This window comes from Janthinobacterium sp. 61, assembly GCF_002846335.1.
GTDB lineage: Bacteria > Pseudomonadota > Gammaproteobacteria > Burkholderiales > Burkholderiaceae_D > Janthinobacterium.
Genome location: NZ_PJMQ01000001.1, coordinates 3,898,692 through 3,913,559 on the forward strand (window position 1 = coordinate 3,898,692; position 14,868 = coordinate 3,913,559).

Below are 14,868 nucleotides of genomic sequence, written 5' to 3' on the forward strand. Positions count from 1 at the left end.
ATCGTCCATGCGTGCGCCAGCGCTCCCAGCATGGACAAATCCGCTTGCAGGCGGCCTGAAGCGGCAGGACACTGGGTTCACGTCATCTTTACTGTCAGGAGGCCATATGCATACCCCACCAAGTGAACGCAAGATCAATACCGATGAAAAGGTCAAAAATGACGGTGTCGACCGTCTGCCGCACGAGCGCGATGAATCGCCCGATGCGCAAAACGTGCGCCCGCGCAAAATCATGCAACAGGCGGCCAGCGACCTGGAGCGCGGCCTGGTCGATACGGACCGGCACGCCCAACCCGGTGTGGAAAAGGTCAAGCCCGCCGCGCCGCAGCAAGCCCGCCCCGACGCGCAACTGGAACCAAAGAAGGCGCGCTGAATCGTATCCTCATGCACTGCTATTGTTCCGGAGTACGCCATGCACCGCTATGTCTGTCCCTTCTTGCTGGCCGCTGCCTGCGGCACCACGCTCGCCCACGCCCAGGCGCCCGCCATGCCCGTGGGCTTCGGCCCGCAGCCCGCCCTGCCCGCACCGGACAGGCAATTCATTCCCACCGTCAACGTAGCACCCGTGCAGCGCTGGACGGCCGCGCAGCGCCCCGTGGTCGCGCCCGGCCTGGCCATCCAGGCGTATGCGCGCGACCTCGACCATCCGCGCTGGCTGTACGTGCTGCCGAATGGCGACGTGCTCGTGGCGGAAACGAATGCCCCGCCGAAACCGGACGACAGCAAGGGCATCAAGGGTGCCATCATGCAGATGCAAATGAAAAAGGCGGGTGCCGCCACGCCCAGCGCCAACCGCATCACCCTTCTACGCGGCCTTGACGCGAATGGCGTGGCGCAATCGCGCAGCGTGTTCCTGCAAGGCCTGAACTCGCCATTCGGCATGGCCCTGGTGGGCAAGGAGCTGTACATCGCCAACTCGGACGCACTGATGCGCTTCCCGTACGAAACAGGACAGACCGCCATCACGGCGCAGGGCGTGAAGGTGATGGATTTGCCGGGCGGGTCCATCAATCACCACTGGACCAAGAACGTCGTCGCCAGCGCCGACGGCAAATTTCTCTATGTTTCCGTCGGGTCCAACAGCAATGTGGGCGAGAACGGCATGGGGGCCGAAGATGGCCGCGCCGCCATTTGGCAATTCACGCGCGCGACGGGCAAGGCACGCGTGTATGCCACCGGCTTGCGCAATCCGAATGGCATGGCCTGGCAGCCCAAAACGGGCGCCCTGTGGACAGCCGTCAATGAGCGCGACGAGCTGGGCAACGACCTGGTGCCGGACTATATGACCTCGGTCAAGGAAGGCGCCTTCTATGGCTGGCCCTACAGTTACTTCGGCCAGCACGTCGATGCACGGGTCAAGCCGCCGCGCCCCGAACTGGTAGCCACCGCCATCGCGCCCGACTATGCGCTGGGTGCGCACACGGCCTCGCTGGGACTGGCATTCTATGACGGCACCTTGCTACCCGAACGCTACCGGGGCGGTGCCTTCATCGGCCAGCACGGCTCATGGAACCGCAAGCCCTTCAGCGGCTACAAAGTCATCCATGTGCCCTTCGCCAATGGCGTGCCCAGCGGCCCGCCACAGGATGTCGTCAGCGGCTTCCTGGACGAGAACGGCAAGGCGCAGGGGCGCCCCGTCGGCGTGGCTGTTGACAAGGCGGGCGCACTGCTGGTCGCGGACGACGTGGGCAATGTCATCTGGCGCGTGACACCTGCGCCTTGAGTGCATGGACGCCGCGCATGCGCCCCCTGTGTGACGCAACGAACGGAAGCGCCAGGGTGGGGCGCGCATGATGGATGTTCGAACCACGCAAGGAGTACATCATGAAAAAAACAGGATCAGCCGTCTGGAGTGGAGGCCTTAAAGATGGCAAAGGATTTATTTCCACCCAAAGCGGCGCGCTCGACAATGTGGCATATGGATTCAACACGCGCTTCGAAGACGGTCCCGGCAGCAACCCGGAAGAATTGATCGGCGCTGCCCATGCCGCCTGCTTCACCATGGCCCTGTCCGGCCAACTGGGAGAGGCGGGCCTGCGCGCCACGGCCCTGAAAACCACGGCCGATGTCAGTCTGGAAAAAATCGATGGCAGCTATGCCATCACGGCCGTCCACCTGACCCTGGTGGCCAGCATTCCTGGCGCCACCGAGGAAGCGTTCCAGGGTGCAGCACTGCGCGCCAAGCTCGGTTGCCCCGTGTCCAAGTTGCTGGCCACGGAAATTACCATGGACGCCCATCTGGAGTAAATCCAGGGGCACTGACGTCACCGTCCACTGCTGTCCTGTACCAGGGCAGTCGGGGCGGTCTCGGCAAGAAAGCCATAAAACGCATAAAATCCTGCCATTCTCCTCTCACCACCAAGGATTTACGATGCGTATTTTGCACACCATGTTGCGGGTCGGCGACCTGCAGCGCTCCATCGATTTTTACACCAAGGTCCTGGGCATGAAGCTGCTGCGCACCAGCGACAATCCCGAATACCAGTACACGCTGGCTTTCGTCGGCTATGGCTCGAACCCCGACCACGCGGAACTGGAACTGACGTATAACTATGGCACCACCAGCTACGAGCTGGGCACGGCGTATGGCCACATCGCCATCTCGGCAGACGATATCGTTGCCGCTTGCGATGCGGCACGCGCGAATGGCGGCAACGTCACGCGCGAACCGGGCCCCGTAAAAGGTGGCAACACGGTCATCGCCTTCATCACCGACCCGGACGGCTACAAGATCGAGTTGATCGAACGCAAGTTCGACGGCCAGGGCGGCGGCTTGTAATACCTCAGCCTGGCTCGGCGGCCTGTGCAATGGCCGCGCGTAGCCAGGCGATGCCCGCATCGCCGTCCGTACGGCGGTGCCGTATCACTTCAAACGCAAACGGCGCGATGGCAAACGGCGCAGCATACAGCGCCAGCCCTTGCGCCGCGCTTGCCTGCAAGGCGCGCCGCGCCACCGTCAGTATCAAGTCCGTCCCCATCACGACATTCGGTGCGACCGTCCAGTAAGGCACACGCACGGCGATGCGACGCGTCTGGCCCAGTTGGGCCAGCGCCGCGTCGACTTCGGCCGCCATGCCGATTTCGCTGGACGCCACCAGCACATGCGGGCGCGCCAGATAGGTGTCCAGGCTCCATGTTTCGCCCGGCGCCAGGCTGGCCGGGTCCAGCGCGCATACGAACGTTTCCTCGAATAAGGTTTCCCTGTGTAACTGCTCGGGCAATTGCGGGAACACACCCAGCGCCATGTCGATCTCGCCGTCCTGCACACCAGCGACCACGGCTTGGCGGCTGGCATAGCTGACGACGAGGTCGATGCCGGGCGCTTCCACGCGCAAGCAGTGCAGCAAGGCAGGCAAAATTAGCGCTGCGCCATAGTCTGACATGGCCAGGCGGAACACGCGCTGTGCCGTGGCCGCCTCAAAAACGGCGCCGCCCAGCACGGAGCGCACGCTTTGCAGGGCCTCGGCCAGCGGCCGCGACAATTCCAAAGCGCGCGCCGTGGGCTGGAAGCCGCCCTTGCCGCGCAGCAGCAGCGGGTCGTCGAGCAGATGGCGCAGGCGTGACAGCGCGTGGCTGACGGCAGGCTGGCTCATATGCAAGCGCTCCGCCGCGCGCGACAAATGGCGTTCGCTGAGCAACGCTTCCAGGATCACCAGCAAGTTTAAATCGACGGCGCGCAGATTATTCATTTGGTGCATGGTTGGCTGACAAATTACGAATTGGATTTAATCATGACAGCATAATACGATGCCCCCATCAACTCAACAGTGATGGAGTCACAGATGCAAGGATGGATTACCGTATTCGCCCCGCTGGCCATGCTGGCCGGCGCCGTCGTCCCCTTCCAGGCGGGCGCGAATGCCGCGCTGGGCCGCAACCTGGGCCACCCGCTGTGGGCCACCCTCGCCTCGCTGGCCGTCAGCGCCGTGCTCGCATCGCTCGTGATGCTGCTCTGGCGGGTGCCGGCGCCCGAGGTCAGCCTCGCCATGCGCGGGCCGGGCTGGTCCTGGCTGGGCGGCGCGGCCGGCGTGTTTTATATTACGGCCGCGCTGATGCTGGCGCCGCGCATGGGTTCCGGTCCCTTCTTGGCGGCCGTCATCGGCGGGCAAATGCTGGCCGCACTGGCCATCGACCGCTACGGCTTGCTGGGCTTTGCCGTCAAGCATATTTCTCCGCTGCACTGGGGCGGTGCGGGACTGGTGGTGGCCGGTGTCGTGCTGACACAATTCGCCAACAGCCGTGCCGTGTGACAATACCGCTAGACGAAAAAAAAACCAGCGCCGTTGCCGGTGCCGGTTTTAATTTTGAACAATACCTGGTTTATTTGTCGAGCAAGGCGTTGACGGGCATCAAATCCGTTTCCTTCAGGGTGCCGGCCGCCGCCTTCAGGCGCAAGCCGTTCATGATGGTGTCGTAGCGCGCTTTCGACAGGTCTTTTTGCGTCGAGAACAATTGTTTCTGCGCATTCAAGACATCGATATTGATGCGCACGCCTACCTGGTAGCCGAGCTGGTTCGATTCCAGCGCCGATTTGCTCGACACTTCCGCCGCTTCCAGCGCCTTGACTTGCGCCAGGCCGCTATTGACGCCCAGGAAAGCCTGGCGCGCGCCTTGCGACGCCGTGCGGCGTGCCGTTTCCAGGTCGTTGCGGGCCTTGTTTTCCAGCGCGATCGACTCGCGTACCTTGCTGGTGACGGCAAAGCCGCTGAAGATGGGGATGCTCCACTGCACGCCGATGGCATTGTTGTTGGCGCTGCCAGTGCCGCCACCCGTCGTATAGGTATGGCCCGTGTTGGCGATCAGGTCCAGGGTCGGATAGTGGCCCGCGCGGTTGCGGCCAATGTCGCGCTTGGCCGATTCCACGTTGAACTGGGCCGTGACGACGCCATAGTTCTGCTCTTCGGCGGATGACACCCACGGTTCGATGGCGGCCGGTTCCGGCGCGCTGATGATCACGCCCGTGCGCATGGGCGCCAGGCTCGTTGGCGCTTCGCCGATGATGGTTTGCAGGGCGCTGCGCTTGTTTGCCAGGTCATTGATGGCGGCAAATTCCTGCGCCACCACCAGGTCATAGGCCGCCTGCGCTTCATGCGTGTCGGTAATCGTTTGCGTGCCGACTTCGAAGTTGCGCTTGGCCGATGCCAGTTGTTCCGTCGTGGCGACCTTTTGCGCCTGCGTGGCGCCCAGGTTGTCCTGCGCGCTGAGCACGTCAAAATACGCCTGCGCCACGCGCGTGATCAAGTCTTGCTGCACTTGTGCAAATTGCGCTTCAGCAATCGCTTGTGCCAGTTTGCTTTGCTGGTAAGTTTCCCAACGGTCCCAGCGGAACAGCGGCTGCGCCAGGGTCAGATTGTAGGTATTCGTGTGCACTTTCACCGTCGGCATGGAGATCGTGCTGGTAATCGGCTCGATGCTGTTGCGCGTATTGCTGCCCGAAGCGGAAATCTGCGGCAGCAAGCCTGCCAGCCCCTGCGGAACCCGCTCCATCCCGGCCGACAGGGCCGCACGCGCGCTGGCATACTGCGCGTCATTGGCCAGCGCCTGCTGGTACACCTGGATGAGATCGGCCGCCTGCGCTTGCAGCGAGCATGTCATCGAGACAAAGGCGCTGGTCATCAGCACGGCGATAAGGGGTTTCCGCATTGCATTTCTCCGTTGGAGTCGTCAAAAGTTGATGGAATCAAAAATCTGCTACCGCTTGCCTTGCGCCCGCCGGATGAGCGGGGTACAGGCCTCCGCAGGCATGCATGAAAACATGCCTGGGTGCAACTACTGCAAAATAACTTAGTATTTAGGCATTGCGCTGTCAACTTGCAGCGCCCAGGCATGCACGCCGCCCGTCAAATTACTGATCTTGCCAAAACCATTGCGCTCCAGGAATGCCGCCACTTGCATGCTGCGCATGCCGTGATGGCAAATGCAGACGATCTCGGCATCTTCATCGAGGTCATCGATGCGCGCAGGAATCGAGTTCATCTGCATCAGGGTGGCACCGTCGAGGTGGCACAGATCGAATTCCCACTGTTCGCGCACGTCGAGCAAAAACGGGCGCGGGCGGGAAGGGTCAGCCAGCCAGGCGGCCAGCTGCGGTGCACTCAAATGCTCCATCGAATTGCTCGCCTCAGAACTGGAAATGCGACGGTGCCACGGCTTGCAGTGGCGTGACGTTGGTTTCAAACAGCTTGCGCGTGTCGTAAGCCTTGTCCGAACTGCGCGTGATCAAATGCGCCGACATGATCGGCGCTTCGCCGATGATGGCCAGGATGCGGCCGCCGACTTTCACTTGTTGCAACAGTGCTTCCGGCAACACGGCCAGGGCGCCGGAAACGACGATCACGTCGTACGGTGCGCCCTTGCTCCAGCCTTGGGCGGCGTCGCCCAGTTCCACGGTCACGTTCGTCACGCCGTTGGCGGCCAGGTTCTGCTCGGCCAGGGTTTTCAATTGGGGAACGATTTCCACACTCGTCACATGACGTGCCTTGTACGCCAGCAAAGCAGCCATGTAGCCGCTACCGGTGCCGATCTCCAGCACATTTTCATGCTTTTTGACGGCTACGTCTTGCAAAATACGCGCTTCCAGCTTCGGCGTGAGCATGTATTCGCCGCCGCCCAGTGGAATTTCCGTATCGACGAAGGCCAGGTTTTTATAGGCGGCCGGCACGAAATCTTCACGCTTGACCACGTTCAACAGCTCCAGCACGTCGATATCCAGTACGTCCCATGGACGGATCTGCTGTTCGATCATATTGAAGCGGGCTTGTTCGATATTCATCTTTGGACTCGGTAAGTGAAGTAATAATCCGCCATTTTATCGTTGAACTGGCTGAAAGCACATGTTAACCATAAAGGCGGGGAATGGAGGAAATTTGCGACGATCTGCAGATTTGGGGGGGCGAACCTTGGAAAAGGGGCAACTGAACGGTAGCAGGCAGGCCCGGCGCATCAGCTTTTCCCTGGCGCCTCCAGCTGCAGGCTGCGCAGGCTCATGTCGATAAACGCATCCATGTAGGCGAGCGGATCGATGTTCTTGACCTCGCATGGCAGAAAGGAATGCGTCCACATCATGAGCATGGTGACGGGCGCGCTGAGGATGGCGCTGACCAGCACGGGATCAACCTGGCGGAACTCGCCGCGGCGCATACCGCGCTCGACCAGGCTGACGATCAGCGCATTACCGCGCGCGACCACCTCTTCGTTGTAAAACTGCGCCAGTTCCGGGAAATTGTTCGATTCGGCCAGCATCAGCTTGGTCAAGCCGGCCAGCTTGGTGGCGCCGAACTCTTCCCACCATTGCATCATCGTGCTGCGCAACAACTCGGCGCTGGTGCTGTCCGAGACGGCCATGCTGTCTTCCGCCTCGCCAATGGAATGCACGATATTGTCGCGCACCACGGCCTTGAACAGCTCTTGTTTATTCTCAAAGTACAGGTACAGCGTGCCCTTCGACACGCCGGCCCGCTTGGCCACATCCTCCAGGCGCGTCGATGCAAACCCCCGTTCGACAAACAGGTCGAGGGCGGCGGCGAGCAATTCCTGCGGACGGGCATCCTTGCGCCGCTCCCAGCGGGGCTTGGTATCAATCGGGGCTTGCATGTATCTTTCCAAGTAACTTACTTTTGAGTCATTAATAGTAGACCTGTCTACCGCCAAGGTCAAGCGCAGGCCACTGGCGCGACGCGGGGCACCGCCCGGTACGCCGAACACGGGTATTGTACGCTCCGTGCCGGCGTTGGCGACAGCTCCTCTGGCGCCGGACCTGTGTTGCCAGGGGAAGCAGAATGCGTTTCAGCCCCCGTTTTGCGCAGTTCATCGCATTTCCACTCAGCAAGCGTGTCAGATTTGCTACCTTGCTATCAACAGCACGGCAGCCGCGGCGCGGCAGCCGGCTTTTTTCTTGTTCCGAACTACAACAATCATAAAGGAAACACCATGCGTACCTTGCTGGCCCTGTGCTGTGCCGTTGCCCTTGGCGGTTGCGCCATCGTCATCAACCCCAACGATGGCGAAGTGCGCTATGCCGACGCGGGTGGCAATGCCACTCAGGGCAACGAGCAAGTGAGCCGCGACGTGCGCCAGGTCAGCAACACCAACACGCTCGACATCGACAGCATGAAGCGTATCGATATGAAGATCGACGTGCGCGTCGGCCCGGCAACATCGCTGGTGATCGAAGCGGACAGCAATCTGCAGCCGCGCATCCATAGCGAAGTAAGCGGCAACACCCTGCGCATCTGGAGCGATACAAACATTCGCAGCAGCAATGGCATCCACGTCATTTATACGACGCCGCAATTGAAGAAGATCAACATCTCCGGCTCTGGCCGCCTGGTGGCCAGTGGTTTCAATGGCGAAGATTTCAGCCTGGAGCAACGTGGTTCGATGAAGAGCGAACTGTCGGGCAAGGTGGGACGCTTGGACGTTGCCAACAATGGCTCGGGCAGCATCAATGCGGCGGCCCTCGCCAGCGGCAATACGGATGCGGTGCAGAACGGTTCGGGCAACATCCAACTGGGCACTGTGCGCGGCGAACGCATCAACGTGGCCGTCAACGGCTCGGGCAGTATCAGCGCCAGCGGCGCCGTGCAGCGCCTCGACGCCAACGTGAATGGCTCGGGCGATATCAACCTGGCCGCCCTGCACAGCGACGTTGCCTATCTGGCGAGCAACGGTTCCGGCGACGTCGATGTCACTGTCCAGAGTGAAGTCAATGCCCGCGCCAGCGGTTCCGGCCGCATCACCGTGCATGGCGATCCGGCCCGCCGCACCCTGTCGGGCAAGCGCGTCAGCATCGTGCGTTAGCCACCGCCCTGGCGAGATGCAGGGTACGGGGGCCGGCTTGCTATACTGTCGGCTCCTCACCCGCTCGCCTGAAATCCCATGTCACCTTCTGCCACCCTGGCATGCCGCCCATCCTGCGGCGCCTGCTGCACCGCGCCCTCCATCACCAGCCCGATTCCTGGCATGCCGGATGGCAAACCTGCGGGCGTGCGCTGCGTGCAACTGGCCGACGACAACCGCTGCAAGATCTTTGGCCAGCCGGAGCGGCCAGCGTTTTGCGGCGGCTTGCAGCCGTCCGCAGAGATGTGCGGCAGCAGCCGCGAACATGCCATCGGCTGGCTGGCAGAGCTGGAGCGGCTGACGGCGCCCTGAACGGCGGCGCCAGCCCTCTCCCTTTAGCGGCCGTCTTCGACTGCTGCCGAGGCTTCTTCTGCGTCGCGCAGGCGCTTGTATTCCAACAGCATGACAAGGCCCAGATAGATCAGCAGCAGGAACAGGGAATCGCGCGCATCGCGCCAGCCCAGCGTAGCGTAGCGCATCCAGTGCATGACATTAAAAAACAGTACCGCCCCCAGAATCCCCCATCCATGGCGGCGCATGGCACGGTCCAGCAGGGTGGCCAGCAACGACGTACGTGACAGCATGATGTTTCCCTATTCATTCTATTTTTTGCAACACTAACAGAAATTATGCCTTTCTGGCAATGCCTGCCAAGTTCATACATCCGGCTTGACTCAGATTGCACGTTTGCGTATATTCATGCACATTCCTGCACGTTTTCAAAGCCCACATGTCTGCCACCCTGCTCCTCAAACAACGCCACGCGCTGATCCAGCAACAATTGCACGCCGACGGCCGCGTGCTGGCGCTGGACTTGGCGCGCCAGCTCGACGTGTCCGAAGATACGATACGGCGCGACCTGCGCGAGATGGCGGCGGCCGGCCTGTGCCAGCGCGTGTATGGCGGCGCCCTGCCGCTGGCGCCGGACGGCGGTACGCTGGCACAGCGCAAGCACGAAGCGCCGGAACGCAAGGCGAGCCTGGCGCAAGCCGCCGTGTCCCTCGTGCGCGCGGGCCAGGTGCTGTTCCTCGACGCGGGGTCGACCAACCTGGCCATCGCCAGCGCCTTGCCGGAGCTGGCGCTCACTGTGATCACCAATGCGCCGGCGATTGCCATGGCGCTCATGGAGCGTCCCGAAATCGAGCTGATCATGGCTGGCGGCCGGGTCGACCGCCGTGCCGGCGCCAGCCTGGGCCCGCAGGCGCTGCGCACCGTCGAACGCATGCATCCCGACCTGTGCTTCCTGGGCGCCTGCGGCGCCGACGCGGACGCGGGCATCACTGCCTTTAATTATGACGAGGCCGAATTCAAGCGCAGCATCGCCGGCGCCAGCAAGGCCGTCGTCGTGGCCGTCACCAGCGACAAGCTGGGCACGGCCGCGCCCTTCGGCGTACTGGCCACGGGCTTGCTGCAACACCTGGTGCTCGAAGCCGATGCCGATGCCGCGCACGCGGCCGCCTTTGAACGGCTGGGCGTGCAAGTGCTGCGCACCCGTGCCTGATTTTTATTCACCCTGACTCTGGAAAACCGCTCCCATGCATCTCACCGGTACCCTGCAACAACGCGCCACGCGCCTGGTCTTCTTCGCCGCCGGCCTAGGCATGGCCGCCTGGGCCCCGCTGGTTCCCTACGCCAAGTCGCGCCTGGGCCTCGATGAAGCCACCCTCGGCATCTTGCTGCTATGCCTGGGCGCCGGCTCGCTGTGCGCGATGCCGTTTACGGGCATGCTCGCGGCCCGCTTCGGCTGCCGCAAGGTCATCGTCGCCGCCGGCCTGCTCCTGACCGCCATCCTGCCCGGCCTGGCGCTGGCCGCCACGCCGCTGCAACTGGGCCTGGTGCTGCTGGTGTTCGGCGCGGCCATGGGAACCTTCGATGTGGCCATCAATATCCAGGCCGTGATCATCGAAAAAGCCAACGGCGGCGCCATGATGTCGGGTTTTCATGCGCTGTTCAGCGTGGGCGGTTTCGCCGGCGCGGCCTGCATGGCCCTGCTGCTGTGGCTGGGCCTGACACCGGCCTGGTCCTGCGTGGTAGTGATGCTGCTGCTGTGCGGCGTGCTTGGCGCGGCGCAAGGCCATCTGCTGCCGACAGCGTCCGCATCCGGCGAAAAGACGCCACTGTTCGTCATGCCGCATGGCGCCGTCATTTTCATCGGCCTGCTGTGCTTTATCGTCTTCCTGGCCGAAGGCGCGATTCTCGACTGGAGCGCCCTGTTCCTCACCACCACGCGTGGCGTGGAAGAAGCCAAGGGCGGCCTCGGCTACGCCGCCTTCGCCATCGCCATGACGCTGGGCCGCTTCACGGGCGACAAGGTGGTCAGCCGCTTTGGCGGAAAGCGGGTACTTACTTTTGGCGGCTTGTGCGCGGCGGGCGGCTTCTTCCTGGCCGTGCTGGCGCCCCACGCCAGCCTTGCCATGCTTGGCTTCGTGCTGATCGGCCTGGGTGCAGCGAACATCGTGCCCATCCTGTTCACGGCCGCCGGCAACCAGCGTGCCATGCCGGCCAGCCTGGCGGTGGCGGCCATCACCACCATCGGCTATGCGGGCATCCTGGCCGGTCCGGCAGTGATCGGTTTCGTGGCCCACGCCACCAGCCTGAATATCGCCTTCGCCATGCTGGGCGCCGCCCTGCTGCTGGTGGCGGCCAGCGCGCGCCTGGTGGCGCCGGCAAAACAGGCATCCTGATCCTCCCTCACGCCTGGCGGACGACGCTAAAAAAGCGCCGCCCGTCAGCGCCCAAATAAGGTTGGCAAGCCTCTGTCGTGGTAAGCTTCGACCCCGCGCACATTGCTGGCGCCACGCGCTCACCCCATCCAGTCACTTACACCCGTTTATACATCTATGGATCTCATTCTTGCGTTAAAAGCCATCATCATGGGGCTGGTCGAAGGTTTTACGGAATTCTTGCCGATTTCGTCCACGGGTCATCTGATCCTGGCCGGCAGCCTGCTCGACTTTACCAAGGATGTATCAAAAGAGGTCATGGATGTCTTCGAGATTGCCATCCAGGCCGGCGCCATCCTGGCCGTGTGCTGGGAATACCGCCAGCGCATCGGCAGCGTGCTGTCTACCTTCAGCACCGAGGTCAAGTCGCGCAAGTTCGTGCTGAACGTGGCCATTGCCTTCCTGCCGCTGGCCATCATTGGCCTGGCCATCGGCAAGATGATCAAGCATGCGCTGTTCAAGCCCGTGCCAGTGGCGATGGCCTTCATCATCGGTGGCATCATCATCTTGCTGGTAGAGCGCCGCGCGCGCACCAATCCCGTCACCGTACGCGTCAACTCGGTCGATGAAATGACGCCGCTCGACGCCTTGAAAGTGGGCTGCGCGCAGGCGTTTGCGCTGATTCCCGGCACCAGCCGTTCCGGCTCGACCATCATCGGCGGCATGCTGCTGGGCCTGTCGCGCAAGACCGCCACCGAATTCTCGTTCTTCCTGGCCATCCCCACCCTGCTGGCGGCCACCTTCTACTCGCTGTACAAAGCGCGCGACATCCTGTCGGCCACCGATGTGCCCCTGTTCGGCCTGGGCACCGTGGCAGCCTTCATCTCCGCCTTCCTGTGCGTGCGCTGGCTGCTGCGTTACATCAGCTCGCACGACTTCACGTTTTTTGCCTGGTACCGCATTGTGTTTGGCTTGCTGGTCCTGGCCAGCGCCCACTACGGCTGGGTTGTTTGGGCAGAATAAGGCACTATGAATCAAGATCTTAACCAGCGCGCGCTGCACCTGCTGCAGACCGTTTTCGGCTATCCGGCCTTCCGCGGCCAGCAAGCCGACATCGTCGACCACGTCAGCCATGGCGGCGATGCGCTGGTGCTGATGCCCACGGGTGGCGGCAAGTCGCTGTGCTATCAGATTCCCGCGCTGCTACGCGATGGCGTGGGCGTCGTCGTCTCGCCATTGATCGCGCTGATGCAGGACCAGGTGGACGCGCTGGCCGAAGTGGGTGTGCGCGCCGCCTTCCTGAACTCTACGCAAACCTACGAAGAAGCAAGCCGCATCGAGCGCCTGGTGCGCACCGGCGGCATCGATGTCGTCTACGTGGCGCCCGAGCGCCTGATGACGCAGCGTTGCCTGGACCTGTTCCAGGCGTCAAAAATCTCCCTGTTTGCCATCGACGAGGCGCATTGCGTGGCCCAATGGGGCCATGACTTCCGCCCCGAATACATCAAGCTGTCGGTGCTGCACGAGCAGTTCCCGGACGTGCCGCGCATCGCGCTCACTGCCACGGCCGACCCGCAGACGCGTGCCGAAATCGCCCTGCGTTTGCAGCTGGAAGACGCGCGCCAGTTCGTCTCGTCCTTCGATCGGCCGAACATCCGCTACCAGATCGTGGAAAAGGCGAATGGCCGCAAGCAGCTGCTCGACTTCATCAACACGGAACACACGGGCGACTGCGGCATCGTCTACTGCCTGTCGCGCAAGAAGGTCGAAGAAACGGCGGAGTTCCTGAACCAGAGCGGAATCCGCGCCCTGCCCTACCACGCCGGCATGGAATACGCCAAACGCAGCGCCAACCAGGCGCGATTCCTGCGCGAAGAAAATATCGTCATGGTCGCCACCATCGCCTTCGGCATGGGCATCGACAAGCCCGATGTGCGCTTCGTGGCGCATCTGGATCTGCCGAAAAGCATCGAGGGTTATTACCAGGAAACGGGCCGCGCGGGCCGCGACGGCATGGCCGCCAACGCCTGGATGGCGTATGGCTTGCAGGACGTGGTGCTGCAGCGGCGCATGATCGATGAATCGGAAGCGGACGACACTTTCAAGCGCGTGCTGGGCGTGAAACTCGACGCCATGCTGGGCCTGTGCGAAACGCTCAGCTGCCGCCGCATGCGCCTGCTCGAATACTTCGGCGAACCGGCTTCGCCGTGCGGCAATTGCGACACCTGCCTGGTGCCGCCCGTGTCGTTCGACGGCACGGTGCCCGTGCAAAAACTGCTGTCGGCCATCTACCGCGTCGACCAGCGCTTCGCCGGCGGCCACGTGATCGACGTGCTGCGCGGCGTGGAATCGGAACGCATCAAGACCTGGCACCACGATTCACTGTCCGTCTTCGGCATCGGCTCTGACCTGGGCGAAGCGGAATGGAAAGCTATCCTGCGCCAGGCCATCGCGCTGGGCCTCGTCTCGGTCGACCATGAACAATACAGCTCGCTGAAACTGACGGACGCCTCGCGCCCCGTGCTCAAGGGCGGCCAGAAGGTGCAGCTGCGCCAGTACCAGAAACCGGTGAAAACCAGCAAGCGCGGCACCAGCGTGGCGAAGGGCTATGTCGAGACGGACCTGTCCACCAGCGAGCAGGCAATTTTCGACAAGCTGCGCTGGTGGCGGGTGGAGACGGCGCGCACGCACAATGTGCCCGCCTACGTGATTTTCGTCGATGCCACCCTGCGCGAAATCGCCAAAGCCAAGCCTACCTCGCTGGAGCAGATGCGCGGCGTGAGTGGCGTGGGTGAGAAAAAACTGGCCTCGTACGGCGACGACATCGTCGCCATGATCCTGGAGATGATTTAATGGAAGTACTCTCGTCCGACCTGATTTACCAGGCCGTGAAACTGCTTGGCGCGCAGCGCGACGCCAGCGAAGAGCAAGAAGAGGAACAATTGCGCGCCCTGGTGCGCGACGAACTCACCGTACGCCGCCTGGCCGACGTGATTCCGGAAGCGTTCGGCCTGGTGCTGGCGTCACACCTTCCCGGCGCCGAAAACATGACCCTGCCCGACACCTTCTGCGCCCAGGACGACGACGAATGGGTGGAGTTCAGCATGCGCCGCGAACCGATCTTTGTTGTCGCCCTGGACATCGCCCAGCACACCTTCCACAATGGTCCGCGCGCGCTGATGCAGAACCTGGCGGACCGCAGCTCCCTGCTCTCGACCATCAACAAGGCCCTGGACGCGGGCAGCTCGCTCGATGGCACGACGCTGGGCCCGCCATCCTTCTTCGGCCTGCCCGCCGCGCTGTACCAGCCGGCGGCATCAAGCGATACGCCCTGACCATTTCATTTTGCCCCTGCCCTTGATAACGG

At 62.7% G+C, this 14,868-nt stretch carries 18 protein-coding genes; 12 read left to right on the forward strand and 6 right to left on the reverse strand.

From position 1 onward, the window contains the following. Positions 1 to 106: 106 nt before the first annotated feature. The 4 genes from CLU92_RS17760 to gloA all read left to right on the forward strand — a co-directional run bounded on the left by CLU92_RS17760 (position 107) and on the right by gloA (position 2,779). Positions 107 to 373: a hypothetical protein gene (locus tag CLU92_RS17760; protein WP_101482974.1), complete on the forward strand. Its 267-nt coding sequence runs from the start codon at positions 107 to 109 to the stop codon at positions 371 to 373. A 39-nt stretch (positions 374 to 412) separates the two neighbouring features. Further along, on the forward strand, positions 413 to 1,723 hold the full coding sequence (locus tag CLU92_RS17765; protein WP_101482975.1) for a sorbosone dehydrogenase family protein: 1,311 nt from the start codon (positions 413 to 415) through the stop codon (positions 1,721 to 1,723). Positions 1,724 to 1,824: 101 nt separating this feature from the next. Then, positions 1,825 to 2,247: an OsmC family protein gene (locus tag CLU92_RS17770; RefSeq protein WP_101484752.1), complete on the forward strand. Its 423-nt coding sequence runs from the start codon at positions 1,825 to 1,827 to the stop codon at positions 2,245 to 2,247. A 124-nt stretch (positions 2,248 to 2,371) separates the two neighbouring features. Beyond that, the gene (gloA, locus tag CLU92_RS17775) at positions 2,372 to 2,779 is read left to right on the forward strand and encodes a lactoylglutathione lyase (RefSeq protein ID WP_010401713.1); all 408 of its coding nucleotides are present in this window, start codon (positions 2,372 to 2,374) and stop codon (positions 2,777 to 2,779) included. 4 nt (positions 2,780 to 2,783) lie between these two features. Here the strand turns inward: gloA and CLU92_RS17780 are convergent, their stop codons facing one another. Next, positions 2,784 to 3,689, reverse strand: a complete 906-nt coding sequence (locus tag CLU92_RS17780) for a LysR substrate-binding domain-containing protein (RefSeq protein WP_218973468.1) — start codon at positions 3,687 to 3,689, stop codon at positions 2,784 to 2,786. Between the two features lie 93 nt (positions 3,690 to 3,782). On the opposite strand from CLU92_RS17780, the gene CLU92_RS17785 reads away from it, so the two are divergent. Continuing rightward, on the forward strand, positions 3,783 to 4,250 hold the full coding sequence (locus CLU92_RS17785; protein WP_101482977.1) for a DMT family transporter: 468 nt from the start codon (positions 3,783 to 3,785) through the stop codon (positions 4,248 to 4,250). Positions 4,251 to 4,320: 70 nt separating this feature from the next. On the opposite strand, the gene CLU92_RS17790 is transcribed toward CLU92_RS17785, so the two are convergent. The 4 genes from CLU92_RS17790 to CLU92_RS17805 all read right to left on the reverse strand — a co-directional run bounded on the left by CLU92_RS17790 (position 4,321) and on the right by CLU92_RS17805 (position 7,593). Then, a complete protein-coding gene (locus CLU92_RS17790) occupies positions 4,321 to 5,643 on the reverse strand; it encodes a TolC family outer membrane protein (RefSeq protein WP_101482978.1) in 1,323 nt (440 codons plus the stop codon). 141 nt (positions 5,644 to 5,784) lie between these two features. Next, complete coding sequence (locus CLU92_RS17795; protein WP_034788759.1) at positions 5,785 to 6,108, reverse strand: rhodanese-like domain-containing protein; 324 nt, start codon at positions 6,106 to 6,108, stop codon at positions 5,785 to 5,787. Positions 6,109 to 6,121: 13 nt separating this feature from the next. Continuing rightward, positions 6,122 to 6,772, reverse strand: coding sequence for a protein-L-isoaspartate O-methyltransferase (locus CLU92_RS17800; protein ID WP_101482979.1), 651 nt, complete (start codon positions 6,770 to 6,772; stop codon positions 6,122 to 6,124). A 170-nt stretch (positions 6,773 to 6,942) separates the two neighbouring features. Continuing rightward, positions 6,943 to 7,593: a TetR/AcrR family transcriptional regulator gene (locus CLU92_RS17805; protein ID WP_101482980.1), complete on the reverse strand. Its 651-nt coding sequence runs from the start codon at positions 7,591 to 7,593 to the stop codon at positions 6,943 to 6,945. Positions 7,594 to 7,929: 336 nt separating this feature from the next. Here CLU92_RS17805 and CLU92_RS17810 point away from each other — a divergent pair, with 336 nt between their 5' ends. Both CLU92_RS17810 and CLU92_RS17815 read left to right on the forward strand, forming a co-directional pair. Next, entirely contained in the window at positions 7,930 to 8,799 is an 870-nt protein-coding gene (locus CLU92_RS17810; protein ID WP_101482981.1) for a head GIN domain-containing protein, read from the forward strand. A gap of 78 nt (positions 8,800 to 8,877) precedes the next feature. Beyond that, entirely contained in the window at positions 8,878 to 9,150 is a 273-nt protein-coding gene (locus CLU92_RS17815) for a YkgJ family cysteine cluster protein (RefSeq protein ID WP_101482982.1), read from the forward strand. Between the two features lie 23 nt (positions 9,151 to 9,173). Here the strand turns inward: CLU92_RS17815 and CLU92_RS17820 are convergent, their stop codons facing one another. Beyond that, a complete protein-coding gene (locus CLU92_RS17820) occupies positions 9,174 to 9,422 on the reverse strand; it encodes a hypothetical protein (protein ID WP_101482983.1) in 249 nt (82 codons plus the stop codon). A gap of 146 nt (positions 9,423 to 9,568) precedes the next feature. Here CLU92_RS17820 and CLU92_RS17825 point away from each other — a divergent pair, with 146 nt between their 5' ends. The 5 genes from CLU92_RS17825 to CLU92_RS17845 all read left to right on the forward strand — a co-directional run bounded on the left by CLU92_RS17825 (position 9,569) and on the right by CLU92_RS17845 (position 14,836). Further along, the gene (locus CLU92_RS17825) at positions 9,569 to 10,339 is read left to right on the forward strand and encodes a DeoR/GlpR family DNA-binding transcription regulator (RefSeq protein ID WP_101482984.1); all 771 of its coding nucleotides are present in this window, start codon (positions 9,569 to 9,571) and stop codon (positions 10,337 to 10,339) included. 34 nt (positions 10,340 to 10,373) lie between these two features. Next, positions 10,374 to 11,522: an MFS transporter gene (locus tag CLU92_RS17830; protein WP_101482985.1), complete on the forward strand. Its 1,149-nt coding sequence runs from the start codon at positions 10,374 to 10,376 to the stop codon at positions 11,520 to 11,522. A 156-nt stretch (positions 11,523 to 11,678) separates the two neighbouring features. Beyond that, on the forward strand, positions 11,679 to 12,524 hold the full coding sequence (locus tag CLU92_RS17835; RefSeq protein WP_101482986.1) for an undecaprenyl-diphosphate phosphatase: 846 nt from the start codon (positions 11,679 to 11,681) through the stop codon (positions 12,522 to 12,524). 6 nt (positions 12,525 to 12,530) lie between these two features. Beyond that, entirely contained in the window at positions 12,531 to 14,354 is a 1,824-nt protein-coding gene (gene recQ / locus CLU92_RS17840; protein ID WP_101482987.1) for a DNA helicase RecQ, read from the forward strand. Further along, complete coding sequence (locus CLU92_RS17845; RefSeq protein ID WP_101482988.1) at positions 14,354 to 14,836, forward strand: hypothetical protein; 483 nt, start codon at positions 14,354 to 14,356, stop codon at positions 14,834 to 14,836. Before recQ ends, CLU92_RS17845 begins: the two co-directional genes overlap by 1 nt. Positions 14,837 to 14,868 lie beyond the last annotated feature (32 nt).